The following is a 23,900-nucleotide window of genomic DNA, read 5'->3' as shown; positions in this document are numbered from 1 at the left end:
CCCGGCCTCGTGCCGGGGTCCACCGTGCCGCATGAGCAACGGCGGCGCGCGTCCATCCCGGTGCACCCCGGGACAAGCCCGGGGTGACGAACCAGTGTGTGTGGCGTGTCCGGTCAGCGTATTGCGACCCCGCTCAACTCTCCGGCAGGAAGTCCGGGACCGACAGATAGCGCTCGCCCGTGTCGTAGTTGAAGCCGAGCACACGCACACCCTCGGGCAGATCGGGCAGCTTCTGCAGGATCGCGGCGAGCGTCGCGCCCGAGCTGATTCCGACGAGCATCCCTTCCTCGGCCGCCGAGCGGCGTGCCATGTCCTTGGCGACGGTTGCGTCGACCTTGATCGCGCCGTCGATCGCCTGGGTGTGGAGGTTGGCGGGGACGAAGCCCGCGCCGATCCCCTGGATCGGATGCGGTCCTGGCGTCCCGCCCGAGATTACCGGCGATGCGGCGGGCTCGACCGCATAGACCTTGAGGTTCGGCCACTCCTGCTTGAGCCGCTCGGCGACACCGGTGATGTGCCCGCCGGTGCCGACGCCGGTGATGATCACGTCGATCGGCGAATCGCGGAAGTCGTTGAGAATCTCGAGCGCAGTCGTGCGGACATGGACGTCGATGTTGGCGGGGTTCTCGAACTGCTGCGGCATCCACGCGTTCGGCGTCTGTTCGACGAGTTCGAGCGCCCGCTCGATCGCGCCCTTCATGCCCTTCTCGCGCGGGGTGAGGTCGAAGGTCGCGCCGTACGCCAGCATCAGGCGGCGGCGTTCAAGCGACATGCTCTCGGGCATCACGAGCACGAGCTTGTAGCCCTTGACTGCGGCGACCATCGCGAGGCCGACGCCGGTGTTGCCCGAAGTGGGCTCGATGATCGTCCCGCCGTGCTGGAGATGGCCGTCACGCTCGGCCGCCTCGATCATCGCCAGCGCGATGCGGTCCTTGATCGAGCCGCCGGGGTTCGAGCGTTCCGACTTGATCCACACTTCGGCGCCGGGGAACAGCTTCTGGACGCGGACGTGCGGCGTGTTGCCGATCGTGTCGAGGATCGTGTTGGCTTTCATGGCGTGGCCTCCAGTTCGAGATCGTGCGAGTCTTGCGCGCTTTTGGGCGGATCGAAGGTTTTCGCATTGCGAATGCTTGGGAAGAGATAGGTCCAGAGGATCGTCACGACAATCGCCCCCCCGCCGCCGACCAGCACCGCGCCGACCGGCCCGAGCGCCGCCGCGAGGAAGCCCGACTCAGCCTCGCCGAGCTCGTTCGAGGCCGAAATGGTGAGCTGCGACACCGCGCCGACGCGCCCGCGCTTGTCGTCGGGCGTGTGCAGCGTGACGAGCGACTGGCGGATATAGACCGAGAACATGTCCGCCGCCCCCGCGACGACGAGCGCGCCGAGGCTCAGCGTCATGATCTGTGACAGGCCGAACACCACCGTGGCGACGCCATAGACCAGCACCGCGCCGAGCATCTTGGGCCCGACATTGGTCTTGATCGGGCGGAACGAGAAGAACAGCGCGACCACCGCAGCCCCGACGGCGGGTGCGGCGGCAAGCAGGCTCAGCCCTTGCGGGCCGACCTTCAGAATGTCGTGCGCGTAGATCGGCAGCAACGCGCTGGTTCCTGCCAGGAACACGGCGAACAGATCGAGCGTGATCGCGCCGAGCACCAGCTTGTTCTGACCGACATAGGCGAGGCCATCGACGATCTGGCGCAGCGGATTGCCCTTATGCGCGGCGATCGACCGCGGCACCGGCGGGATCGTGAGCATCGCTGCGAGTGCGACCACGAACAACACCGTCGCCAGTGCGTATGCGCCCCATGGCGCGGCGGCATAGGCGAAGCCGCCGAGCGCCGGCCCGATGATCGTGCCGACCTGCCACGAGATCGAACTCAGCGCGATCGCGGTCGGCAGGACTTCGCGCGGCACGAGATTGGGCGCGAGCGCGCCGAACGCCGGCCCGGCAAAGGCGCGGCCGAGCCCGAGCAGGACCGCGACCGAGAACAGCACGGGAAGCGTCATCCCCTCGGTATAGGTGACGAGCGCGAGGATCAGCGCGCACAGCACCTGCAGCGCGAGCGTGCAGCGCGTGATCAGCCGCCGGTCGAATCGATCGGCGACCCAGCCGGTGATCGGCGTCGTGACGAACAGCGGTATGAACTGCAGCAGCCCGATCAGCCCGAGCTGCGCGGCGGCGCCAGCGGGCGACATCGTCGTGCGCGCGATCGTGTAGGTCTGCCAGCCGATGACGATGATCATCGCATTCTGCGCGATCGTCATCGCGAAGCGTGCCGCCCAATAGGAGCGGAACTGGGCGATGCGGAGCGGGTGCGGGGCGGCTGTCATTTTATGCTGCCTTAAGCTCTGCGCGGGCGGGGGGGCAATCGACGATATGCTTGGCGCGCAGAAACTTGCGCTGTTCCGCCGTCCCTCGTTCCCCGTCATCCCGAGCGGCACCGCGGGAAACATGCGGCGCGTGCATCGTTTTGACGGGGGCGATTGATATCGGCGCAACATCGCGCCTATAGGCTCGGCGTCCCTCTCCCCAGGTTATGAGGTCTTCAAGACGTGGCAAAAGCCCCCGCCGCCGTAAAGGCACAACCCCCGGTGCCGAACCGCGAGCGCCCCGACGAGCCCAAACTGTACGAGGCCTCGAAGGAAGAGCTGCTCGCTTTCTACAAGCAGATGCTCCTCATTCGCCGCTTCGAGGAAAAGGCCGGCCAGCTCTATGGCCTCGGCCTGATCGGCGGCTTCTGCCACCTCTATATCGGCCAGGAAGCCGTCGCGGTCGGCCTGCAGTCGGGTCTCGACGGCGACAAGGACTCGGTCATCACCGGGTATCGCGATCACGGCCACATGCTCGCCTACGGCATCGACCCCAAGGTGATCATGGCCGAGCTGACCGGGCGTGGCGCGGGCATCAGCCGCGGCAAGGGCGGCTCGATGCACATGTTCTCGACCGAGAAGAAGTTCTACGGCGGCCACGGCATCGTCGGCGCGCAGGTGTCGCTCGGCACGGGCCTCGCCTTCGCCCACAAATATAACGAGGATGGCGGCGTCGCCATGGCCTATTTCGGCGACGGTGCGTCGAACCAGGGGCAGGTGTACGAGAGCTTCAACATGGCCGAGCTGTGGAAGCTGCCGATCATCTATGTGATCGAGAATAATGAGTACGCGATGGGCACGAGCGTCAACCGCTCGTCGGCCGAGGACCAGCTCTTCCGCCGCGGCGAATCGTTCCGCATCCCGGGCATCCAGGTCGACGGCATGGACGTGCTGGCGTGCCGCGGCGCCGCCGAGGAAGCGCTCGCCTGGGTCCGCGCGGGCAAGGGGCCGATCATCCTCGAGATGAAGACCTATCGCTATCGCGGCCACTCGATGTCCGATCCGGCCAAGTATCGCTCGCGCGACGAAGTCCAGGCGGTGCGCGACAAGTCGGATCCGATCGACCATGTCAAAAAGCTGCTCGACGCGCAGGGCGTGACCGAGGCTGAGCTCAAGACGGTCGACCAGGAGATCCGCAAGATCGTCAACGAAGCCGCCGACTTCGCCGAGCAGGCGCCCGAGCCTGACGCAGCCGAACTCTACACCGACATTCTGGTGGAAACATACTGATGCCCGTCGAAATCAAGATGCCCGCGCTCTCCCCGACGATGGAGGAGGGCACGCTCGCCAAATGGCTCGTCAAGGAAGGTGACGTCGTCAAGTCGGGCGACATCATGGCCGAGATCGAGACCGACAAGGCGACGATGGAATTCGAAGCCGTCGACGAAGGGACGATCGGCCAGATCCTCGTCGCCGAGGGCACCGACAATGTGAAGGTCGGCACCGTCATCGCGACGCTGACCGCCGAGGGCGAAGAGCCCGCCGCGACCGGCGAAGGCAAGTCCGAAGCCGCAGCGCCCGCGCCCGATCAGCCCGCCGAACAGAAGGCCGAGGCGACGCCGGAGCCCCAGGCCAAGAAGGTCGACACCGGTACGCACCAGCTCGAGAAGGCTGCCGAGCACAAGGCCGAAGTCAGCGATCCCGCGATCCCCGAGGGGACCGAGATGGTCAAGCTGACGCTGCGCGAGGCTTTGCGCGACGCAATGGCCGAGGAAATGCGCGCCGATAAGCGCATCTTCGTGATGGGCGAGGAAGTTGCGCAATATCAGGGCGCGTACAAGGTGACGCAGGGTCTGCTCGAGGAGTTCGGCGACAAGCGCGTGATCGACACGCCGATCACCGAATACGGCTTTGCCGGTATCGGCACGGGCGCGGCGATGGGCGGGCTTCGTCCGATCGTCGAGTTCATGACCTTCAACTTCGCGATGCAGGCGATCGATCACATCGTAAACTCGGCCGCCAAGACCAACTACATGTCGGGTGGCCAGATGCGCTGCCCGATCGTGTTCCGCGGGCCGAACGCTGCGGCGAGCCGCGTCGGTGCGCAGCATTCGCAGAACTATGCGCCGTGGTATGCGAGCGTCCCCGGCCTGATCGTGATCGCGCCGTATGACGCCGCCGATGCCAAGGGCCTGCTCAAGGCGGCGATCCGTACCGAGGATCCCGTCGTGTTCCTCGAGAACGAGCTGCTCTACGGCCGCACCTTCGACGTGCCCAAGCTTGATGACTACGTCCTGCCGATCGGCAAGGCGCGGATCATGCGCGAGGGCAAGGACGTCACGATCGTCAGCTATTCGATCGGCGTCGGGCTCGCGCTCGAAGCCGCCGCGAAGCTGGCGGACGAGGGCATCGACGCCGAAGTGCTCGACCTGCGCACGCTGCGCCCGCTCGACACCCAATCGGTGCTCAAGAGCCTCAAGAAGACCAACCGCCTCGTCGTTGCCGAGGAAGGCTGGCCGACCTGCTCGATCGCGTCGGAAATCCAGGCTTTGTGCATGGAGCAGGGCTTCGACGATCTCGACGCACCGGTGCTGCGCGTCACCAACGAGGACGTGCCGATGCCCTATGCAGCGAACCTCGAGAAGCTGATGCTGGTCAACGCCGACAAGATCGTCGCGGCGGTCAAGCAGGTGACTTACCGGGGCTGAGCGCCCAGTCGCCGTCCCGTCAGCCGCGGCTGGCGGGATGCGCGCTTGCTGCAGCCAAGCCTTCGCGACTAGCGTCGGCGGATGATTCCCTCCGATCCGACGAGTGCCATCAGCGGGAGAGCACGATGAACGATCGCGCTACGGTGCCCGAGCGTGCGCTTGTGCTGTCCTACGCCCCCGCGGCAACGCGAACCGGCCTTGCCGCGCTGCTTGCGCTCGACGACACGCTCGGACAGATCCTTCGCACGACGCGCGAACCATTGGTCGGGCAGATGCGGCTGACATGGTGGCACGACGCGCTGACCGCGCTCGACGCCGCACCGCCGCCGGCGCAACCGGTCTTGCAGGCGCTGGCCGAAAGCGTTCTGCCGCGCGGCGTCTCTGGCGCGCAGCTTGCGGCGATGATCGACGGATGGGAAGCGCTGCTCGAGGCAGAGGCGATCGGCCCGGCGGCTCTGGCGGCTCATGCCGCCGCGCGCGGGCGTACGATGTTCGTCGCGGCCCGGTCGCTCCTTGGCGGTGCCTCGAGTGACCCGGTCGAAGCGGCCGGCGAAGGATGGGCTTTGGCCGACCTGGCTCGTCACATGCGCGATCCCGAGGCGGCGCGACGCGCCGCGGCGGCCGCGTCACCCGCGATCGCGGCGGCGACGGCGATACGGTGGAGCCGGGCGGGGCGGCCGTTGGGCGCGCTTGCCCATCTTGCGCGGATGGACCTTGCCGTTCCACTCGACACGCCGATACTCCGCGCCACGCCGCGCCGGGTCGCGCGGCTGGCGCTGCACCGACTCACCGGACGATAGCCTTTCGCGATCGACGAGAAAGCGTTACGATGGCGCAACAGTCGTGGGGGGACGATATGTGGCGCTATCTGGTGGGCGGGCTGGCGGCATTAGCGCTAGCGGCGGCGGGGATGCTGATTTTGAATCGCAATGCGCGCTCGGTCGCGGCGTTGCCGCTCTCCTCCCCGGCGCCGCCAGCGGCCGGGGCGACCGCCCCGCTTCCCGCGACCGTTCCCGAGGCGAGCGACAAGACGCGCGAGCAGAAACGCTTCGATCGCTACGACAAGGATCGCGACGGCAAGGTCACGCGCGAGGAATATCTCGCCGCTCGGCGCAAGGCATTCGCCAAACTCGACGTCAACCATGACGGCATGCTGTCGTTCGACGAATGGGCAGTGAAGGCCGAGGGCAAGTTCGCGCTGGCCGACGCCGACAAATCCGGTGCGATGACGCCGGTCGAATTCGCCAGGACCGCGGTCAAGCGCAAGCCGCCGCGCATCCGGCGCGACTGTCCGCCGGCCGCCAAGGATGAGGCACCAGCGAACGGCGAGGAGAGCTGATCGGTGCCTAAGCCGCGAGCCACGCCCCGAGCGCGTCGCGCGCGCGGTCGGTATACATCTTCTTGCGATCGGCCTTCTTGGTACGGCCCTCGATCGGCGGGAACAGGCCGAAATTGACGTTCATCGGCTGATACGTCTCGGCCACCGCGGCGCCGGTGATGTGATGCAGCAAAGCGCCCAGCGCTGTCGCGACCGGCGGCGGGCTCATCGCCGCGCCGCCGAGTTCGGCCGCGGCGAAGCGCCCGGCGAGCAGCCCGATCGCCGCGCTTTCGACATAGCCCTCGCAGCCGGTGATCTGGCCGGCGAAGCGGATGTTGGGACGCGCCTTCAACCGCAACGTCGCGTCGAGCAATTCGGGCGAGCGGATGAAGGTGTTGCGATGCAATCCGCCCAACCGCGCGAATTCGGCATTCTGCAGCCCGGGGATGGTGCGGAACAGCCGGACCTGCTCGCTATGCTTCAGCTTGGTCTGGAAGCCGACGATGTTCCACAGCGTGGCCGACGCATTGTCCTGCCGGAGCTGGACGACCGCATAGGGCCAGCGTCCGGTGCGCGGATCGTCGAGCCCGACGGGCTTCATCGGCCCGTAGCGCAGCGTGTCGACCCCGCGCGATGCCGCCACCTCGATCGGCATGCAGCCCTCGAAATAGGGGACGTCCTCCCATTCCTTGAACTCGGTCTTCTCGCCCTCGATCAGCCCGGTGTGGAAGGCGAGATACTCCTCCTTGTTGAGCGCGCAGTTGATGTAATCCTTGCCTTCCCCCTTGTTCCAGCGCGACTGGAACCAGGCGGTGTCCATGTCGATGCTGTCGAAATGGACGATCGGCGCGATCGCATCGAAGAAGGCGAGTGCGTCGCTACCGGTCGCGCCACCGATGCTCGAGGCAAGCGCCGGGGCGGTGAGCGGGCCGGTCGCGACGATCGTCAGCCCGGTCTCGGGCAGGACGTCCACACGCTCACGGACGATCGTGATATTCGGGTGTGCGCTTAGCGCCGCAGTGACGCCATCGGAGAAGCGATCGCGATCGACTGCGAGCGCCGATCCGGCGGGCACCTTGTGGACGTCGGCCTCGCGCAGAATGAGCGAGCCGAGCGTGCGCATCTCCTGGTGGATCAACCCGACCGCGTTGCTCGTCGCATCGTCCGAACGGAAGCTGTTCGAACAGACCAGTTCGGCAAGGCCGTCGGTCTGGTGCGCCGGGGTCATCTCGCCCGAACCACGCATCTCCGAAAGTTTGACCTTGAACCCGGCCTCGGCGAGTTGCCAGGCGGCTTCGGAGCCCGCGAGGCCCCCGCCAATAATGTGTACGTCATGTGTCATGCACCGGCTGATAGCGGGCGCAAGTCGGCGAGGCAAAGGGGACAGCCGTTTTTGCGGCGGTCGGGTCAGCCGACCATGGCGGCCGGGGGCAGGCGATCGGCGTCGGGCCGTCGGGCCGCAGCGCGCAATTGCGTCTGGTCCGGCGGGACGCGCGTCATCACTTGCGGACAGCGCAGGCAGATCGCATCGCCTTGCTCTTGATGCCACCGGCATGTCGCGCGAATCTGGCATGAGGGGAGGGTGTCGACGACGGGCATCAACTGTTCGAGGATGCGGTGGCCAAGCCCGCAGCGGCCGTTATCGAACTGGCCGCACGCGCTGTTTTCGCAAACGCCGGAGTAGCGAAAGATCAGCGTCGGATCGAGCGTGCCGAGCCGATCGATCACCTCGGCGCCCACCTTCGCATCGTGCTTGAGATAGGCGATCCGCGGTTCGGCCAAGGTGCCCGCGACCACGCCGAAGACGTGCGCCTCGGCCATGTCGGGCTGGGCGCTTGGGCATGTCATCGCCAGGTCGCTCGAGGGATGCAGCGGCAACTTGGGCGTATGCATTCCCGCCTCCCGATTCAAAGCGTGCGGATTTGCGGCACCGCCTGGCGCTCGAAGAATCCGGCGATGATATGGTTGTCGATCGCCAATACGGCGGGCGCTGCGTCCACCCCTGCGGCCTTCATGTGGAGTGCGACATTGTCGGCAAATTTCTGGCCCTCGAGCAAGTCGCGGACAACCTTCCCCGCCAGATCCCAGCGCAGAACGAGTTGCCCTGAAACCCCGACGCGATCGCCGGCGGCATGCACCGCGGCTTCGACGATCTTCGGCAAGTCCCGGGCGGCAACGAGTGTGGCTTTTCTGATGTCGGTTGCCATTTCAGTCTCCTGCGAAAGAGTGTCCGGATTGATCCTGAGAATTATTGTGTTTATTCGTGTTTGAAGAGATACGCGCCATTTAGGCCATCGTATTGGATGTAAGCGTCTATCTATCCGTAACTCTGTTCAGCAATTGTCGAATTATCAATATTCTATTTTAATGTTGAGGGAGCGGGGTTGCGCTGCGCCCGCGGTAAGGGCCGATCCCTATTTTCTTCTTTGCGGATGACCTCTTTCCGCAGCATCGCGGCGACCATCGATTTGCTGCATGCTCTTTCGTCGCTGATGCGTTGGACGATGACGGTTTGCCGTGGTTCCGTTGCAGGAGGACGCGATGAAAATTTTCACGATCGGGTATGAGGCCACGACGATGGCAGCCTTCATCGCGGCGCTGACCCAAGCTGGCGTCGAGCGGGTGATCGACGTACGGGCGCTGCCTCTGTCGCGCCGACCGGGGTTTTCGAAGACCGCGCTTGCCGCTTCGCTGGCCGAGGCGGGGATCGACTATTTTCATCTGAAAGCCCTCGGCACGCCCAAGCGGGGACGCGATGCGGCGAAGAAAGGCGACGTCGCGACGCTCGAGGCGGTCTATGCCGAGCAGCTCGTCCTGCCCGAGGCGCAGGCGCAGTCGGCGCAGATGCTCGCGCTTGCGGCGGAGAAGCCGAGCGCCTTGCTGTGCTTCGAGCGCGATCCGAAGCATTGCCATCGCACGCTGTTGCTCGATGCCGAAGCCGCGGATGCCGAGGTCATCGACCTATATGCGTGATCCCCTGTAAGCCTTTGCCAGGGAGCAATGTCGGAACGAAACCAACCTGGTTATGTTATCGCTCTGTGACCAACGACCAGACAGCCAGGATTGTGGACACGGATCGGATCGAGGACCTGAAAGACGTTCGGTCTGAGCAGCGGTATCTGGCTCGCTTCTCGGGCACGGTGATCATCGACCGTAAACCGCTCGCAGTCGAGATCGCCGACATTTCGTGCGTCGGCGCGTGCGTGCGTGGCGCCGACCTGCCAAAGCGTGGCGAAGAGATCGTCCTGCTCGCCGAAAACCTTGAGGTCGTCGGGACCGTGGTATGGAGCGACGACACGGCCTGCGGCATCAATTTCCACAAGCCGATTGCACCGCTCGCCGTGATCGGCAGCAATCCCTATCTGCCGAACTTCAACACCTTGACCAAGGCCGTGGCGATGCGCGGCTGAGCGCCGCGCTCAGCCTGCGACCGGCAGCTTGACCTTGCCGTCGGCATCGCGCTCGAGCGGACCGTAGGCGATCACCGTCTCGAGCAGCAACGGGCCACCATAGAGATGCGGGAAAAGCTGGCCGCCGCGCGACTCTTCCCATTTTAGCGCGGCGCCGAAGGACCCGAGATCGACCGCGGCAATGTGCAGGTCGGTCTGGCCAGCGAAGTGCTTGTCGACCGTTTCGGTGAGTTGGTCAGCGGTGGAGAAATGGATGTAACCGTCGGCAAGGTCGATTGGCGCGCCGGCGAAGGATTCGTTCTTCTCCAGCGTCGCCATCTGCTCGGCGGTCAGAACCTTGTACGCAGTCAGCGGCAGGTCGCTCATTCGCCATTCTCCGGGCCGGCAGCAAGATCGTCACTGATGTCGGCGGTGTCGTCGGGCGCGAGCTCGACCGACGTCAGGTCGCGGACGTCGGCCTCGGCATCGCCCTCGGACTCTTCGATCCGCGCGGCCGAGACGACATGCTCGTTCTTGCCGACGTCGAACAGCTTCACGCCCGCCGAGTTGCGGCCGATCACGCGCATCGAGCCCAATGTGGTGCGGATCACCTTGGCCTGATCGGTGACGAGCATCAGCTGGTGGCCCTTGGTCGCGGCGAAGCTCGCGACGACGGGACCGTTGCGCGGGATGTTGTCGATATTGGTGATGCCCTGGCCACCGCGGCCGGTGCGGCGATAGTCATAGGCCGAGGACAGCTTGCCATAGCCGTTCTCGCAGACGGTCAGCACGAACTGCTCGCGCTCCATCAGTTCCTGATAGCGCGCGGCCTCCATCGTCGGCTCGCCGTCCTTCTCGCCCTTCCAGGGGGCGAAGCGGAGGTAATCCTCGCGCTCGTCGGGCGTCGCGCCGACGCGGTGGAGGATCGACAGCGAGATCACCTTGTCGTCGCCCTTGAGCGCCATGCCGCGCACGCCGGTCGAGTTGCGGCTCTGGAATTCGCGGACTTCATGCGCTGCAAAGCGGATCGCCTTCCCGGCGCGGGTGGCGAGCAGGACGTCGTCCTCTTCGCTCAGCAGAGCGACGCCGATCAGGCGATCGTCCTCGTCGATCCCCTCGAACTTCATCGCGATCTTGCCCGCGGTCGGAATGTTGGCGAAGGCGTCCATCGAGTTACGGCGCACGCTGCCGTTCGCGGTGGCGAACATGACGTGGAGCTTGGCCCATTCGGCCTCGTCCTCGGGCAGCGCGAGCACGGTCGAGATGACCTCGCCCTCGGCCAGCGGGAGCAGGTTGATCATCGGCCGGCCGCGTGTCGCAGCACCGCCCTCGGGCAGCTTCCAGACCTTCATCCGGTAGACCTTGCCGAGCGTCGAGAAGAACAGCACCGGGGTGTGCGTGCTCGTCACGAACAGGTTGGTGATCGCGTCCTCGTCCTTGGTCGCCATCCCCGCGCGGCCCTTGCCGCCACGCGCCTGGGCACGGAAGGTGTCGAGCGTGGTACGCTTGATATAGCCCTGCATCGTCACGGTGACGACCATGTCCTCGCGCTCGATCAGATCCTCGTCGTCGATGCCGTCGGCGGCAGCGGCGATCTCGGTCTTGCGCGGCGTCGCGAACTCGGCGCGGACGGCGACCAGTTCTTCACGCATCACGGCGTAGAGCTTGGCGCGGTTGGCGAGGATTTCGAGCAGCTCGGCGATCGAATCGGCGAGGCCCTGGAGCTCGTTGCCGATCTCGTCGCGCCCGAGCGCGGTCAGGCGATGCAGGCGCAAATCGAGGATCGCGCGGACCTGCAGTTCGGACAGGCGATAGGTCGCGCCGGTGACCTCGGTGTCGACCGCCTCGACCAGGCGGATATAGGGCGCGATGTCGGCGATCGGCCAGTCGCGCGAGAGCAGCGCCTCGCGCGCCGCGGCCGGGCTCGACGAGCCGCGGATGATCTTGACGACCTCGTCGAGGTTGCTGACCGCGATGACGAGGCCGAGCAAGAGATGCGCGCGCTCGCGCGCCTTGGCGAGCTCGAACTTCGAGCGCCGCGTGATCACTTCCTCGCGGAAGCCGACGAACGCTTCGAGGATGTCGCGCAGGTTGAGCAGTTCGGGGCGGCCGCCGCGGATCGCGAGCATGTTCGCCGGGAAGCTCGACTGCGCCGGGGTGTGGCGCCACAGCTGGTTGAGCACGACGTCGGGGGTCGCATCGCGCTTGAGGTCGATCACGATGCGCACGCCCATGCGGCTCGATTCGTCGCGAATGTCGCTGACGCCTTCGATGCGCTTGTCCTTGGCGGCTTCGGCGATCTTCTCGACCAGGCCGTTCTTCCCGGTCTGGTAGGGGATCTCGGTCAGCACGATCGAGCGGCGATCGCCGCGGCCTTCCTCGACGACGTAGCGCGAGCGGATGATGACCGAGCCGCGGCCGGTCTCATAGGCCGAGCGCGCGCCCGAGCGGCCGAGGATGATCGCGCCGGTCGGGAAATCGGGACCGGGGACGATCTCGAGCAGTTCCTCGGTGGTGAGCGCCTCGCGCGCGCCGGTCTTGGCGTCGAGCATCGCGAGCGTCGCGTCGATCACTTCGCCGAGATTGTGCGGCGGAATGTTGGTCGCCATGCCGACCGCAATGCCGCCGGCACCGTTGACGAGCAGATTGGGGAAGCGCGCCGGAAGGACCGAAGGCTCGCGCTCCGAGCCGTCATAGTTCGGCGTGAAATCGACGGTGTCCTTGTCGATGTCCTCGAGCAGCGAATTCGTCACCTTGGCGAGACGCGCCTCGGTGTAGCGCATCGCCGCGGCTTTATCCGGATCCATCGATCCGAAATTGCCCTGGCCGTCGATCAGCGTGACGCGCATCGACCAGTCCTGCGCCATGCGGACCAAGGCGTCGTAGATCGAGCTGTCGCCGTGCGGGTGATATTTACCCATCGCATCACCGACGATGCGCGCGCATTTGCGATACGGGCGGTTGTAGACGAAGCCGCTTTCGCTCGCCGACCACAGGATGCGGCGGTGGACGGGCTTCAGGCCGTCACGGACATCGGGCAGCGCGCGCGCGACGATCACGCTCATCGCATAGTCGAGATAGCTCGACTTCATTTCGTCGACGATCGAGATCGGCGCAATATCGGAAGGGTCGGCGAGGACGGTCTCGTCGGTCAATGTGCGGTGCCTTCGGCTGTGTTACGGGGTCGTGACAACCCTAGCCCGGCGCGACGGCAAATGCCACCCCTGCGCATGTCCCGATGGCGCGCGCAGGGGCGGGAACGCGCGCTACTTGCAGGCGGTCTTGGTCTTGTTGCCCGGCAGCGAGCAATTGTAGGTGACGGTCTTGCCGTTGGCGAGCTTGGCCTGGACCATGCGGCCGCCGGTCGTCGTCGTCGTGCGCGAATGCGCGACCGTGGTGGCCTTGACGGTCGTCGCGGGCGGGGTGGTCTTCGTCGTCGTCACCGTCGTCTTGCTTGTCGGCGCAGCGGCGGGCTTGGTGACGGTTTTGGTGGTCGTCTTGGTCGCGACCGGGGTCTGCGCGAGTGCGGCGGTGCCCGACATCAGGACGATGGCGGCGAATGCGTGACTGATCATGACGGTCCCCTCGAAGTAGCTTCGAGCTTGCTGCTCGATACGGCCAAGGATGGGACCGTTTTGCAACCGTATCAATCCCTCCGAGGTGACAAGTTCGTCATGGAGCCGCGCTCAGAAGGGCACTTCCTTGCCTTCGAAATCGAACAGCTTGCCGGTGTCGGGCGCCTTCAACGCTTCGATCACGTCGAGCAGTTGCAGCGCCGCGCGTTCGGTGTCGAACAGGCGTCCGGGCTGGACATTGCCCTGGAACGGTTTCGACAGCGCGGTGTCGACCGTGCCCGGATGCAGCGTCACGACGATCGCACGATCGTTGCGGCGCTTCTCCTCGATCGCGATCGTGCGCACCAGCATGTTGAGTGCGGCTTTCGAAGCGCGATAGCCGTGCCAGCCGCCCATCTTGTTGTCGGAGATACTGCCGACGCGCGCCGAGAGCGCAGCGAAGACGTTGCGACCGGTCTTGGGCGTGAGCGGTAGAAAATGCTTGGCGATCAGCGCCGGGCCGATCGCGTTGATGGCGTGGACGCGGGACAGCCAGGCGGGATCGAGCTCGCGCAACGCCTTTTCCGGCCCATGCTCGCCGTCGTGGAGGATTCCGGTCGCGACGATCACCAGCGTCGGGGCGGGGCCTTTGGCGACGTGCGCTGCCGCCGCGGCAATGCTCGACTCGTCGGTGAGATCGAGATGCTGCGCACCCGAACGCGACCGCGCGAAGCCGTGTACGACATCGAACGCGGCCTCGTCGATCAGCGCCGCCTCGAGCGCCGCGCCGATTCCGCCCGACGCGCCGATGATCACTGCCGCGCCGCTCATGACCGCGTGAACCGCCAGCGATCGGGTTCGCTCTCGGCCTTGGCGAAGCGATAGCCGTCGGTGTCGAAGCCCTTCATGGCGTCGATCTCGGTAATGCGATGCTCGCACAGCCAGCGCGCGACGAGCCCGCGCGCCTTCTTGGCATGGAAGCTGACGAAGCGTGGCCCGTCGGGCCCGGGCTCACGGAAATCGACATCGATCACGCGCACGCCGTCGAGCTTGCCGAGCACCGCGCCGAAATATTCCTGACTCGCGAGGTTGAGCACGACGCCCGATCCTTCGTCTGCGACCGCTTCGCGTACTGCGGCGGCAATCCGGTCACCCCACCATTCGTAGAGGCTGTGGCGGCGCGGCGCCCAACGCGTGCCCATCTCGAGGCGATACGGCTTCATCGCGTCGAGCGGGCGGAGCAGGCCGTACAGCCCCGACAGCATCCGCACATGATCCTGCGCGAAGGCGATCGCGCTTTCGTCGAGCGTCTGCGCCTCGAACCCGGTATAGACGTCACCGGCAAAGGCGAAGAGCGCGGGCCGCTCGGGCGCGTCGGCGAACCCCGCGAAGCGGTCGGCGTTGAGCTTCGCCAATTTGGGCGAGATGTGCATCAGCTCGGCGAGCCGCTTCTGCGACAGGTTCGCCGCCGATTTGGCGAGCGATTCGGCCTCGGCGGCGAAGCGCGGCGTGGTCGGGGTGAGGGCGGGGAGCGGACTCTCGTAATCGAGCGTCTTGGCGGGGGAGAGCAAGGCGATCATCGTCCCTGCCGTTAGGCCCGCGTCGCGAACGCGTCAAAGAGTCTCGCGACAGGGATATAACGGGTCGGACCAGGGTTGAGCGAAGAGGTTACTCGATTGCGCTCGCTTGACCGTATGACCGACGGCGTTAGAGCGGCGACAGGATTCCGCCGCGCGGCGCTTGCGTGGCAAAAGGAGAGTTCGACAATGAAGATGGTCTCGAAAATCGCTTTGGCCGCCGCGCTCGTCGTCGGCATGAACGGGGCCGCGCTCGTCGCCCCCGCGATCGCCAAGAAGGAAAAGGCCGATGGGCCCGCGACGCCGACGATCTCGAAGGAAGCGCGCGCCGCGGCGGTCGATGCGCAGACCGCACTCGGCGCGACGCCCAAGGATCTGACCAAGGCCGCCGCCGCGGTCGACGCGCTCGATGCCGCCGCCAAGAGCGATTACGAAAAGTACCTCGCCTCGGGCCTGCGTCTCTCGCTCGTCAACGCGCAGACCGCCGGCCAGCCCGAGACGCAGCGCGTCGCCGCGCTGACCCCGCCGCTCGACGCGCTCATCGCCAATCCCGCGACGCCCAAGGCCGAGCTCGGCATCCGCTACGAAGAGCGCGCCGGCTTCGCGTTTGCGACCAAGGACTATAAGCTCGCGGTGCAGGATTACACCAAGGCGCGCGACCTCGGGTTCACCAACGACGATCTGCAGCTCAACATCGCGCGCTCGAAGGTCGAAGCGGGCGACGTGGCAGGCGGCGCCAACGATCTCGAGGCAGCGGTCAAGGCCGAGAAGGCCGCCGGACGCAAGCCGCCCGAAGCCTGGTACAAATATGCCTTCACGCGCCTGACCAAGGCCGGTCTGACCGAGCAGGCCGATGCCTGGACCGCGGCGTGGCTGAGCGACTATGGCACCGCGCCGAACTGGCGCGGCGCGATCTACACCTTCGGCTTCCAGGGGCCGGCGGCGGTCAAGTACAGCAAGAACCGGATCGATCTGTTCCGCTTGCTGTGGGCGACCAAGAGCCAGGCCGGCCAGCGCGAATATATGGACTATGCCGATGCCGCGCTGACGATCGGCCTGCCCAACGAAGCCAAGACGGTGCTCGACGAAGGGTTCGCCTCGAGCGCGATCCCCAAGGGCAACATCACCGCGACCGAGCTGCTGACGCGCGCCAAGACCGGGATCGCGGGCAGTTCGTCGCTCGCGATCAAGGAGAAGAATGCGCTTGGTGCACCCAAGGGTGACCTCGCGCAGCAGGCTGGCGACGCCTATTTCGGCACGCGTAACTATGCCAAGGCGATCGAGATGTATCGCCTGTGCGAGACCAAGGGCGCGCCCGACGCCGATCGCAACAATCTCCACCTCGGCATGGCGCTCGCGCTGTCGGGCGATCGCGCCGGCGCCAAGACTGCGCTCGCCGAGGTTGCGGCCGAGCCCAACAAGGCGATCGCGCGGCTGTGGACGGTGTTCGTCGACGCCCCGCCGACGGCAGCCTGATCGCGCCACTCTGGACGTGAACGAGAAGGGCGGCCCGCGGGCCGCCCTTTTTGCGTTCAGCCGCTGGGCGGGAGCCTGAAGCGGATTCGCTGGACGCAGCCGCTATGGCCGACCGGGGAAGGCGCGACGTGCGCTTGCGACAAACCCGCGCGCGCCGCCGCGCCGAACGCTTCGTCGGGTTCGGACACCAGCACCGCGACGTTGCCGATCGCGCCCCATGGCGCGGTGTCGTAGCGCACCGCCGCGAATCCTTCGATCCGCCGCCGCGCGAAGGCCGCGGGATAGGCGGAGCTTCCGAGCAGGCGTTTGAGCGTGGCGTCATCGACCCGGCACGCTGGCATGTCGCCCGTCTCGGCGGGCGTATCGGCGGGCATCGGGGCCGGAAGAATGTCGCCGCCGGTCTTGTAGAAATGGTAGATGCAGCCGCGATAGCCCGGGCCGGGCGCGAACCGATCGGCGGAAACCGCGCGGATGCTCGCTTTGTCGAGCGCGGCATTGCCCGACGACCCGAGCAGCCTGACGCCGCGTACCGTGCCGCGCGGATCGGTATCGTACGACAGATAGCTCCAGGCAAAGCTGCGCGACGCGTTCCCGATCGTCTCGAACGCGGGATTGTTGAGCCGCCGATATCCGCCCGGCCCACGCGGGCAGGTCGACCCCGCCGGGTGTGTTCGCCCGGCGATCTCGGGCGGCAGCGGTTGCACCGTCAAGCTCTCGATTTCGTACAGGCGCGCCAGCGGTGCCGTCTCGACCGGGTCCAGCTGCAAGGTGAAGGCGATCGTACACCGGCGTCCGGGCGATCCGGGCGCGAAGCGCGACGCAGCAAGCGCCGGCGCGAGATCGTTGCTATCCAGATAGAAGCCCAGCGGCGACGCGGGATTGATCCGCCGGATCGTCCCCGGGCGCCCGTCGGCATCGAGCGTGAAGCTGAAGCGATAGTCCAGCGCCCCGGGGGGCGGGGCCGGCGCGGCGTTCCAGCGTTCGTGCGTGATCGGAAAGGGCTGGGCGAGCGCAACCGCTGCGACCGGGCTGCCGCCGCACAGGACCGGACCCGGACGAAAGCTGGCGACCGAGACGACGTGCTGCGGTGCCGCGCCGATGAGCTCGACCGGCGGCGGTGGCATTTCCATAACGAACACCTGCCTTTGTTTGCAAGGCCCTGACGCTACGCACAAAAAGCCGGGATGCCAACACTTTGCGGTGCGCGTTCCGGAAGTTTTGGAAAGCCGCTCAGGCGGTGCGGATCGGGATCCCCGGCAAGGCCTTGGCGGTGCGGATCGTCAGCGAGGTCTTGACGCTCGCCACGTTCGGCGCGGGGGTCAGATGCGTCATCAGGATTTCCTGGAAGCTCTTCAGGTCGCTCGCGACGATCTTGAGGATGAAGTCGATCTCGCCATTGAGCATATGGCATTCGCGCACCTCGGGGATCGTCGCGACATGCTCCTCGAAGGCGGCGAGGTCGTGCTCGGCCTGGCTGCGCAGCGACACCATCGCGAACACCGTGATCGGAAAGCCGAGCGTTGCCGCGTCGATCTCGGCATGGTAGCCGCGGATCGCCCCGGCTTCCTCGAGCGCGCGGACGCGGCGCAGGCACGGCGGTGCGGTCAGCCCGACGCGCTCGGCCAGTTCGACGTTGGTCATCCGCCCGTCGTCCTGGAGCAGTTCCAGGATGCGCCGGTCGATCGAATCAAAGCTCATTACGTAAACTCCCCCGCAATACGACTTTTCGCATCGCACGTCAGACGGGCAACATAAGATAATTGCGACGGAACGCAATTGTCCCACAATGCGACGTGCCGAAATCTTGGGCTTCCGCCGAGTCCGTACCCCGGTTAAGAAAAACTTGACGGCGCGCTTGGCGACCGCGGAAGGACGACGCGACGTGCGCTTCGACGACAGCTTGGGCACGGTTCTTTCGGCAGACATGTCGACGCCGTTCGGTGCGCAGGCGACGTGGCGGCAACTCGTCGATCTCATCGGGCGGGGTCGCGTGATTGCCACCGACACCACGATCGAACGGCTCGCCGCGATCCGGCGCGATGTTCCGCCGCCGATCCGCGCTGCGAGCGCGCGCGCGCTCGCAGCCGCTCCGGCGCCGGCGGCGCTGGTCGCATTCTTTGCCCAGGACGAACTCGCGATCGCCGCGCCGGTGCTGCGGAGCGCGCAGCTGTCGGTCGAAGAGTGGAGCGCGATCCTGCCCGCCCTCTCGCCCGCCGCGCGCTCGATCCTGCGGCATCGCCGCGATCTGGGGCGCGACGTGCACCGCGCGCTGGAGAGCTTCGGTAGCGTCGATTTCGTGCTTGGCGCGCCCGCGCCGGTCGCCGAGACGCCGCCGCCGGAAATCGCGCCGGTCGCGACGCCGACGGTGGCGCGCGAAGCGCCGGTCCCCGAGCCCGTCGTCGCGCCCGCAGCGATCGCTTATCCCGAGACGATCGCCGCGGCGTCGCCCTTCCTGTCGATCGCGTCGGTCGCGGCAAAGCTCCCCCTCGTCGCCGAAGCGCGCCGCCGTATCGAACAGGCGCCGCCTGCGGCCGAAGCGCCGAGCGACGGTTCGACGCGTCCGTCCGGCACCTTTCCGATCGCCGAGCTCGTCGCGCGGATCGACGCCTATCAGCGCCAGCGCGCCGAGACGCCCACGCCACCGCACCGCGAAGCGCATACGCCGGTGCCCGATCGGCGCGATGGCCCGGCACGGCCGGCCGACACCTTCCGCTTCGAAACCGACGCGGGCGGCGTGCTGCGCTGGGTCGAGGGCGCCTCGCGCGCCGCGCTGATCGGCCTGACGCTCGATCATGGCGCGCCCGGCTCGCCGGTCGATGGCGTGGCCGCGGGCGCGTTCCGGCGGCGCGCCGGATTCACCGATGCGCGGCTCGTCGTCGATGGTATCTCGGATGCGGCGGGGCACTGGCGGATCAGCGCGATCCCGCTGTTCGATCGCACGACCGGCCGCTTCACCGGCTATCGCGGCACGGCGCGGCGGCCGCGCGCCGAGGAGAGCGCCGCTCCGACTCGCCCCGCGCACAGCGCCGCCGCCGACGCGCTGCGTCAACTCGCGCACGAACTGCGCACACCGACCAACGCGATCGCGGGCTTCGCCGAGATGATCGAGGCGCAGGTGCTCGGCCCCGTGCCGGCGCCGTATCGTGCGCAGGCCGGGGTGATCCGCAGCCAGACCAGCGGCCTGCTCAGCGCGATCGACGATATCGACATGGCCGCACGGATCGAAACACATGCGCTCGACCTGCGCGCAAGCGACGTTCCGCTCACGCCGTTGCTGGCGCGAGTCGCCGAGGATCTTGCGCCGCTGGCGGAGCTGCGCGGTACCACGCTCGCGCTTCCCGACGCCGATCCCGCGCTCGCGATTCGCGGTGACGATCGTGCGGTCGAGCGGCTGATCGGACGCTTGCTGGCGACCTTGGTCGCAGCGGGCGGCGCGGGCGAACGGCTCGGCGTCACTGCGGCCCGCGGCGACGCGGCGGTGACGATCGTGTTCGATCGGCCCGCGGCGCTTGCCGCTTATGGCGAGGAGAGCGTGCTGACGATCGACGCCGAGTCCGAGGCCGAGCGCGGCGACGACGCTGGGGGCGCGCCGCTGCTCGGCACCGGCTTCGCGCTGCGGCTCGCGCGCAATCTCGCCGCCGAGCTGCACGGCAGCCTGGTGCTCGGCGACAAGCGCTTGACTTTGCGGCTGCCGGCGGCGTTTTCTGCCGAGATGGAGCAGGCATCGCGCACCTGACCGTGGCTGCCGACGTGCCACCCCCCGGGTATCGCCCGCGTGCTCCCGCGCCCGAAGCGCTGGTGGCGTGGCCGGCTGACTTCGGCACGCGTTTCACCGTGCTCGTCGATACCGAGGAAGAGTTCGACTGGAACGCCCCGCTGACGCGGAGCGCGCATGGCGTCTCGGCGATGGCCGCGCTGCCCGCCGCGCATCGCCGCTTCGCCGATCGCGGTGTCCCGCTGACCTATATGATCGATTATCCGATCGCGACCGACGCGCGCGCGAGCGCGCTGCTCGCGGCGTTGCTGGCCGACGGCGTTTCGGCGGTTGGGACGCAATTGCATCCCTGGGTCAGCCCGCCGTTCGACGAGGCGCTGACGCCGGCGAACAGTTATGCCGGCAATCTCCCCAAAACGCTCGAGGCGGCCAAGCTCGACGCGCTGACCGACGCGATCACCCGGGCGATCGGGGTCCGGCCGATCGCCTATCGCGCGGGGCGCTACGGGATCGGGCCGAACACGCTTCAGCTGCTCGCCGAGCGTGGCTATCGCGTCGATAGTTCGATGCGCGCGCGCTACAGCTATGCGGCCGACGGCGGCCCCGATTTTGTGGAGATCGGCAACCCCGCCTTCCGCGCCGGGCCCGCCGGCGCGCTGCTCGAACTGCCGCTGACGACGATCCATACCGGCTGGCTCCGCCGCGGCGGAACCCGGCTGTACCGCGCGCTCGGAGTATTGCCGCGCGGCCGCGGGATCTTCGCGCGCAGTGGCTTGCTGTCGCGCGTCGCGCTGACGCCCGAGGACATGCCGCTGCGCGACGCGCTCGAAGCCATTGCCGTGGCGGTCGGCGAGGGGTTGCGGCTGCTCAATTTCGCCTTCCATTCGCCCTCGCTGGCGCCCGGCCATACGCCATATGTCCGGGACGCGGCCGATCTTGCGCAATTTCACCGCTGGTGGGACGGCGTGCTCGACGGGCTCGCGCGGCGCGCGGTCACAGCGGCCTCGCTCGACCAGCTGATTGTCGCTGCGGGCTTGCCAGCTTCGCCGGCATGGCGCTAACGAGCGGGCGGGGGCCTGTAGCTCAACTGGTTAGAGCTGGCCGCTCATAACGGCTAGGTTGCGGGTTCAAGTCCTGCCGGGCCCACCATTCCCCTTCATTCCGCAGGGACGCATCACCATGACGATCCCGCCGACCGACCCCGGCGCGATGCCCCAGATGAGCGATGGCGCTGCCCCGCGCGGCGAGACCGTAGCGGCGCGCGACGCCGAGCCGACTGCGGCCTTGCTCGGCGCATTGCGCGCCGCAGTCGGCGCGCGTCATGTTCTGACCGGCGCGGCCGAGACGCACCGTTTCCGCACCGGCTATCGCTTCGGCACCGGGCCGGTGGCGGCCGTGGTGCGGCCGGCATCGCTGGTCGAACTGTGGCATGTGACGCAGGCGGTCGTCGCAGCGGGCGCGATCCTCATTCCGCAGGCGAGCAACACCGGCCTGACCGGCGGCTCGACGCCCGACGGCGAGGGTTACGACCGCCCGGTCGTGCTCGTGTCGATGCTGCGCATTGCCGGAGTCCATCTGCTGCGGGGCGGTGAGCAGGTCGTGTGCCTGCCGGGCGCCACGCTCGATCGGCTCGAAAAGACGCTGGCGCCGCTCGGCCGCGAGCCACATTCAGTGATCGGTTCGTCTTGCATCGGCGCGTCGGTGCTCGGGGGGGTGTGCAACAACTCGGGCGGCGCGCTGGTGCGTCGGGGTCCGGCCTACACCGAACTGGCGCTGTACGCGCGGGTCGATGGCGCAGGGCGGCTGGAACTCGTCAACCATCTCGGCATCGACTTGGGCGATACGCCCGAGCAGATGCTCGCCCGGGTCGAGCGCGGCGGTTTCCCCGCCACCGCGGTGCACGACGGCGGCGCGCGCGCGTCGGACCACGCCTATGCGACGCATGTTCGCGCGGTCGATGCCGACACGCCCGCGCGCTTCAACGCCGATCCGCAACGGCTGTTCGAGGCGTCGGGTTCGGCCGGACATGTCGTCGTGTTCGCGGTGCGGCTCGACACGTTCGTCAAGGAAGCGGGGACCACCGTCTTCTATGTCGGCTCGAACGACACGGCCGACCTGACGCGCCTGCGCCGCGCGATGCTCGGCGGCGATCTGCCGCTGCCGATCGCGGGCGAGTATCTCCATCGCGAGGCGTTCACGCTGACCGAGCGATACGGCCGCGATACCTTTCTCGCGATCCGTCACCTCGGGACCGCACGCTTGCCCGCGCTGTTCAGGTGGAAGGATCGAGTCGATGGCTGGTTCCGCCGGTTCGGCCTGCAGGGTGTCGCCGACCGCACTTTGCAGGCGGCGACGCGGCTGGGCCCGGGTCACCTCCCCAAGCGGCTGACCGCGTATCGCGATCGTTTCGAGCATCACCTGATGCTGCGCGTCGCCGCGCGCGATGCGGGTGCCACCGAGGCTCTGCTCGCGGATGTGCTCGAACCGGGCGACGGTGCGTTCTTCCGGTGCACGCAGGAAGAGGGCGATGCCGCCTTCACGCACCGCTTCGCGGCGGCGGGGGCGGCGGTGCGCTATCGAACGGTGCACGCGCGCGAGGTCGCAGATATCGTTGCGCTCGATATCGCGCTGCGCCGCAACGATGACGATTGGTTCGAGACGCTGCCCGCCGAGGTCGACGCGGCGATCGCGCACAAATTCTATTACGGCCATTTCTTCTGCCACGTCTTCCATCAGGATTACGTGATCCGCGCCGGGCACGACCCGCTCGCGATCGAGCATGCGATGTGGGCGCTGCTCGATGCGCGCGGCGCGGAATATCCAGCCGAGCACAATGTCGGCCATCTCTACACGGCCAAGCCCGCGCTGACCGACCATTATCGCGCGCTCGACCCGATGAACAGCTTCAACCCCGGTGTCGGGCAGACCTCCAAGCGGGCGCGCTGGCGATAAGGCGGTGTCAGTGCCGGGCGGCACCGCCCGGATCGGGTCGGTACCCGGCGAGCCGCAACGCACCGTCGAGCGAATCGCCGAGCGCCTCGCTCAACCGTCCGACGGTCCGCGCGCGCAGCCACGGGCGCATCCGCGGGGCGAGTCCGCCGACGAGCGTGCAGCGCGTCGCGCCGCGCTCGAAGATCGTCTCGATGAAGCGCTCGATATGGCTCGCGGCGTGTTCGACGATCGAGCGCGCGATCGTGTCGTCGGCCTCGGCATAGTCCATCACCAACGGCGCGAGCAGGCCATAGTCGCGCGGCGTTGCCTCATCCATCCAGGCGATCGCCCGGGCGGTGTCATGGTCGAAGCGCTCGGTCACCGCGGCGCTGAGCGGCGTCTTGCGCGTGCGGCCGTCGAGCGCGCGCAGTGCGTGGCGCATCGCCGACAGGCCGAGCGCGGCGCCGCTGCCTTCGTCAGAGATCGGAAAGCCATAGCCGCCGATCGTGAAGTCGCGCCCGTCGACGCGCAGCTGCGCCACGCTGCCGGTGCCAATGATCAGGATCGAGCCGTCCTGTCCGTCGTGCGCGCCGAGATTGGCGATCTGGGCGTCGGTGGCATAGGCGACGTGCGCGAACCCGAAATCGAGCCCGGCGAGCGCGTCGAGCACGCCGGGGCGGCTGATCCCGGCGATTCCCATGCCCGCCTCGATCCTGGCGCGTTGTGGCGAAGTCAGGCCGGCGGCGACGATCGCCTGGTCGGCGGTCTCGGCGAGGGTCGCGTAGAGCGTGTCGATGCCGACGCGCGCGTTGGCGGCGCCGGCGCGCCCCTCGCCGATCACCGCGCCGGTCGGGTCGATCAGTCGGGCGCGGCAATTGCTGCCGCCGGCGTCGATGCCGAGATAATAGGTCATGCGACG

The 23,900-nt window shown here is 67.4% G+C and carries 23 protein-coding genes and 1 tRNA gene; 11 read left to right on the top strand and 13 right to left on the bottom strand.

Translation table 11 applies throughout. The features are described from left to right. Positions 1-133: 133 nt before the first annotated feature. A complete protein-coding gene (gene cysK, locus RH90_RS15835; RefSeq protein ID WP_010186952.1) occupies positions 134-1,054 on the bottom strand; it encodes a cysteine synthase A in 921 nt (306 codons plus the stop codon). Further along, the gene (locus RH90_RS15830) at positions 1,051-2,334 is read right to left on the bottom strand and encodes an MFS transporter (RefSeq protein WP_010186951.1); all 1,284 of its coding nucleotides are present in this window, start codon (positions 2,332-2,334) and stop codon (positions 1,051-1,053) included. Before RH90_RS15830 ends, cysK begins: the two co-directional genes overlap by 4 nt. Positions 2,335-2,556: 222 nt before the next feature. On the opposite strand from RH90_RS15830, the gene pdhA reads away from it, so the two are divergent. From pdhA to RH90_RS15805, 4 genes are all read left to right on the top strand, one after another. Further along, positions 2,557-3,603 (top strand): pyruvate dehydrogenase (acetyl-transferring) E1 component subunit alpha, encoded by a 1,047-nt coding sequence (gene pdhA, locus RH90_RS15820; RefSeq protein WP_029625367.1) that lies wholly within the window; start codon positions 2,557-2,559, stop codon positions 3,601-3,603. Next, entirely contained in the window at positions 3,603-5,021 is a 1,419-nt protein-coding gene (locus RH90_RS15815) for a pyruvate dehydrogenase complex E1 component subunit beta (protein WP_010186947.1), read from the top strand. The genes pdhA and RH90_RS15815 overlap by 1 nt, the downstream gene beginning before the upstream one ends. Positions 5,022-5,146: 125 nt before the next feature. After that, positions 5,147-5,821 carry a squalene/phytoene synthase family protein gene (locus tag RH90_RS15810; protein ID WP_010186946.1) on the top strand — a complete coding sequence of 225 codons (675 nt, stop codon included), beginning with the start codon at positions 5,147-5,149 and terminating at the stop codon, positions 5,819-5,821. 56 nt (positions 5,822-5,877) lie between these two features. After that, complete coding sequence (locus tag RH90_RS15805; RefSeq protein ID WP_029625366.1) at positions 5,878-6,360, top strand: EF-hand domain-containing protein; 483 nt, start codon at positions 5,878-5,880, stop codon at positions 6,358-6,360. A gap of 7 nt (positions 6,361-6,367) precedes the next feature. Here RH90_RS15805 and trmFO read toward each other — a convergent pair whose 3' ends face one another. The 3 genes from trmFO to RH90_RS15790 all read right to left on the bottom strand — a co-directional run bounded on the left by trmFO (position 6,368) and on the right by RH90_RS15790 (position 8,546). Next, entirely contained in the window at positions 6,368-7,681 is a 1,314-nt protein-coding gene (trmFO, locus tag RH90_RS15800) for a methylenetetrahydrofolate--tRNA-(uracil(54)-C(5))-methyltransferase (FADH(2)-oxidizing) TrmFO (RefSeq protein ID WP_010186944.1), read from the bottom strand. Positions 7,682-7,746: 65 nt separating this feature from the next. After that, positions 7,747-8,160 (bottom strand): hypothetical protein, encoded by a 414-nt coding sequence (locus RH90_RS15795; RefSeq protein ID WP_157134608.1) that lies wholly within the window; start codon positions 8,158-8,160, stop codon positions 7,747-7,749. An 86-nt stretch (positions 8,161-8,246) separates the two neighbouring features. Then, positions 8,247-8,546, bottom strand: a complete 300-nt coding sequence (locus RH90_RS15790) for a hypothetical protein (protein WP_010186942.1) — start codon at positions 8,544-8,546, stop codon at positions 8,247-8,249. A 334-nt stretch (positions 8,547-8,880) separates the two neighbouring features. Here RH90_RS15790 and RH90_RS15785 point away from each other — a divergent pair, with 334 nt between their 5' ends. Together RH90_RS15785 and RH90_RS22150 are read left to right on the top strand one after the other, a co-directional pair. Next, a complete protein-coding gene (locus RH90_RS15785) occupies positions 8,881-9,312 on the top strand; it encodes a DUF488 domain-containing protein (protein ID WP_010186940.1) in 432 nt (143 codons plus the stop codon). Positions 9,313-9,377: 65 nt separating this feature from the next. After that, positions 9,378-9,749, top strand: coding sequence for a PilZ domain-containing protein (locus RH90_RS22150; RefSeq protein WP_157134607.1), 372 nt, complete (start codon positions 9,378-9,380; stop codon positions 9,747-9,749). A gap of 9 nt (positions 9,750-9,758) precedes the next feature. On the opposite strand, the gene RH90_RS15775 is transcribed toward RH90_RS22150, so the two are convergent. The 5 genes from RH90_RS15775 to yaaA form a co-directional block, all read right to left on the bottom strand. After that, positions 9,759-10,115: a DUF952 domain-containing protein gene (locus tag RH90_RS15775; RefSeq protein WP_010186938.1), complete on the bottom strand. Its 357-nt coding sequence runs from the start codon at positions 10,113-10,115 to the stop codon at positions 9,759-9,761. After that, on the bottom strand, positions 10,112-12,883 hold the full coding sequence (gyrA, locus tag RH90_RS15770) for a DNA gyrase subunit A (protein WP_010186937.1): 2,772 nt from the start codon (positions 12,881-12,883) through the stop codon (positions 10,112-10,114). The genes RH90_RS15775 and gyrA overlap by 4 nt, the downstream gene beginning before the upstream one ends. A gap of 111 nt (positions 12,884-12,994) precedes the next feature. Beyond that, positions 12,995-13,303 (bottom strand): hypothetical protein, encoded by a 309-nt coding sequence (locus tag RH90_RS15765; protein ID WP_010186936.1) that lies wholly within the window; start codon positions 13,301-13,303, stop codon positions 12,995-12,997. Positions 13,304-13,414: 111 nt separating this feature from the next. Next, the gene (locus RH90_RS15760) at positions 13,415-14,113 is read right to left on the bottom strand and encodes an SDR family oxidoreductase (RefSeq protein ID WP_010186934.1); all 699 of its coding nucleotides are present in this window, start codon (positions 14,111-14,113) and stop codon (positions 13,415-13,417) included. Next, positions 14,110-14,862, bottom strand: a complete 753-nt coding sequence (gene yaaA, locus RH90_RS15755) for a peroxide stress protein YaaA (protein ID WP_010186933.1) — start codon at positions 14,860-14,862, stop codon at positions 14,110-14,112. The genes RH90_RS15760 and yaaA overlap by 4 nt, the downstream gene beginning before the upstream one ends. Positions 14,863-15,048: 186 nt before the next feature. Here yaaA and RH90_RS15750 point away from each other — a divergent pair, with 186 nt between their 5' ends. Further along, the gene (locus RH90_RS15750; RefSeq protein WP_010186932.1) at positions 15,049-16,335 is read left to right on the top strand and encodes a tetratricopeptide repeat protein; all 1,287 of its coding nucleotides are present in this window, start codon (positions 15,049-15,051) and stop codon (positions 16,333-16,335) included. Between the two features lie 56 nt (positions 16,336-16,391). Here RH90_RS15750 and RH90_RS15745 read toward each other — a convergent pair whose 3' ends face one another. Next, complete coding sequence (locus RH90_RS15745; protein WP_010186931.1) at positions 16,392-17,465, bottom strand: TonB family protein; 1,074 nt, start codon at positions 17,463-17,465, stop codon at positions 16,392-16,394. A gap of 100 nt (positions 17,466-17,565) precedes the next feature. Further along, a complete protein-coding gene (locus RH90_RS15740) occupies positions 17,566-18,033 on the bottom strand; it encodes an Lrp/AsnC family transcriptional regulator (protein WP_010186930.1) in 468 nt (155 codons plus the stop codon). 184 nt (positions 18,034-18,217) lie between these two features. On the opposite strand from RH90_RS15740, the gene RH90_RS15735 reads away from it, so the two are divergent. From RH90_RS15735 to dld, 4 genes are all read left to right on the top strand, one after another. Continuing rightward, complete coding sequence (locus RH90_RS15735; RefSeq protein WP_029625365.1) at positions 18,218-20,071, top strand: sensor histidine kinase; 1,854 nt, start codon at positions 18,218-18,220, stop codon at positions 20,069-20,071. A gap of 14 nt (positions 20,072-20,085) precedes the next feature. Continuing rightward, on the top strand, positions 20,086-21,111 hold the full coding sequence (locus RH90_RS15730) for a polysaccharide deacetylase family protein (RefSeq protein WP_029625364.1): 1,026 nt from the start codon (positions 20,086-20,088) through the stop codon (positions 21,109-21,111). 11 nt (positions 21,112-21,122) lie between these two features. Continuing rightward, positions 21,123-21,199 (top strand) — tRNA-Ile (locus tag RH90_RS15725). A gap of 30 nt (positions 21,200-21,229) precedes the next feature. Continuing rightward, entirely contained in the window at positions 21,230-23,002 is a 1,773-nt protein-coding gene (dld, locus tag RH90_RS15720; RefSeq protein ID WP_010186927.1) for a D-lactate dehydrogenase, read from the top strand. Positions 23,003-23,009: 7 nt separating this feature from the next. Here the strand turns inward: dld and RH90_RS15715 are convergent, their stop codons facing one another. After that, positions 23,010-23,894 (bottom strand): BadF/BadG/BcrA/BcrD ATPase family protein, encoded by an 885-nt coding sequence (locus tag RH90_RS15715; RefSeq protein ID WP_010186926.1) that lies wholly within the window; start codon positions 23,892-23,894, stop codon positions 23,010-23,012. Positions 23,895-23,900 lie beyond the last annotated feature (6 nt).

The sequence above is a fragment of the Sphingomonas sp. PAMC 26605 genome (genome assembly GCF_000241485.1).
In the GTDB taxonomy this organism is placed as follows: domain Bacteria; phylum Pseudomonadota; class Alphaproteobacteria; order Sphingomonadales; family Sphingomonadaceae; genus Sphingomonas.
The sequence above is the reverse complement of the archived record's forward strand: the minus strand, read 5'-3'. Positions and strand labels throughout refer to the sequence as shown.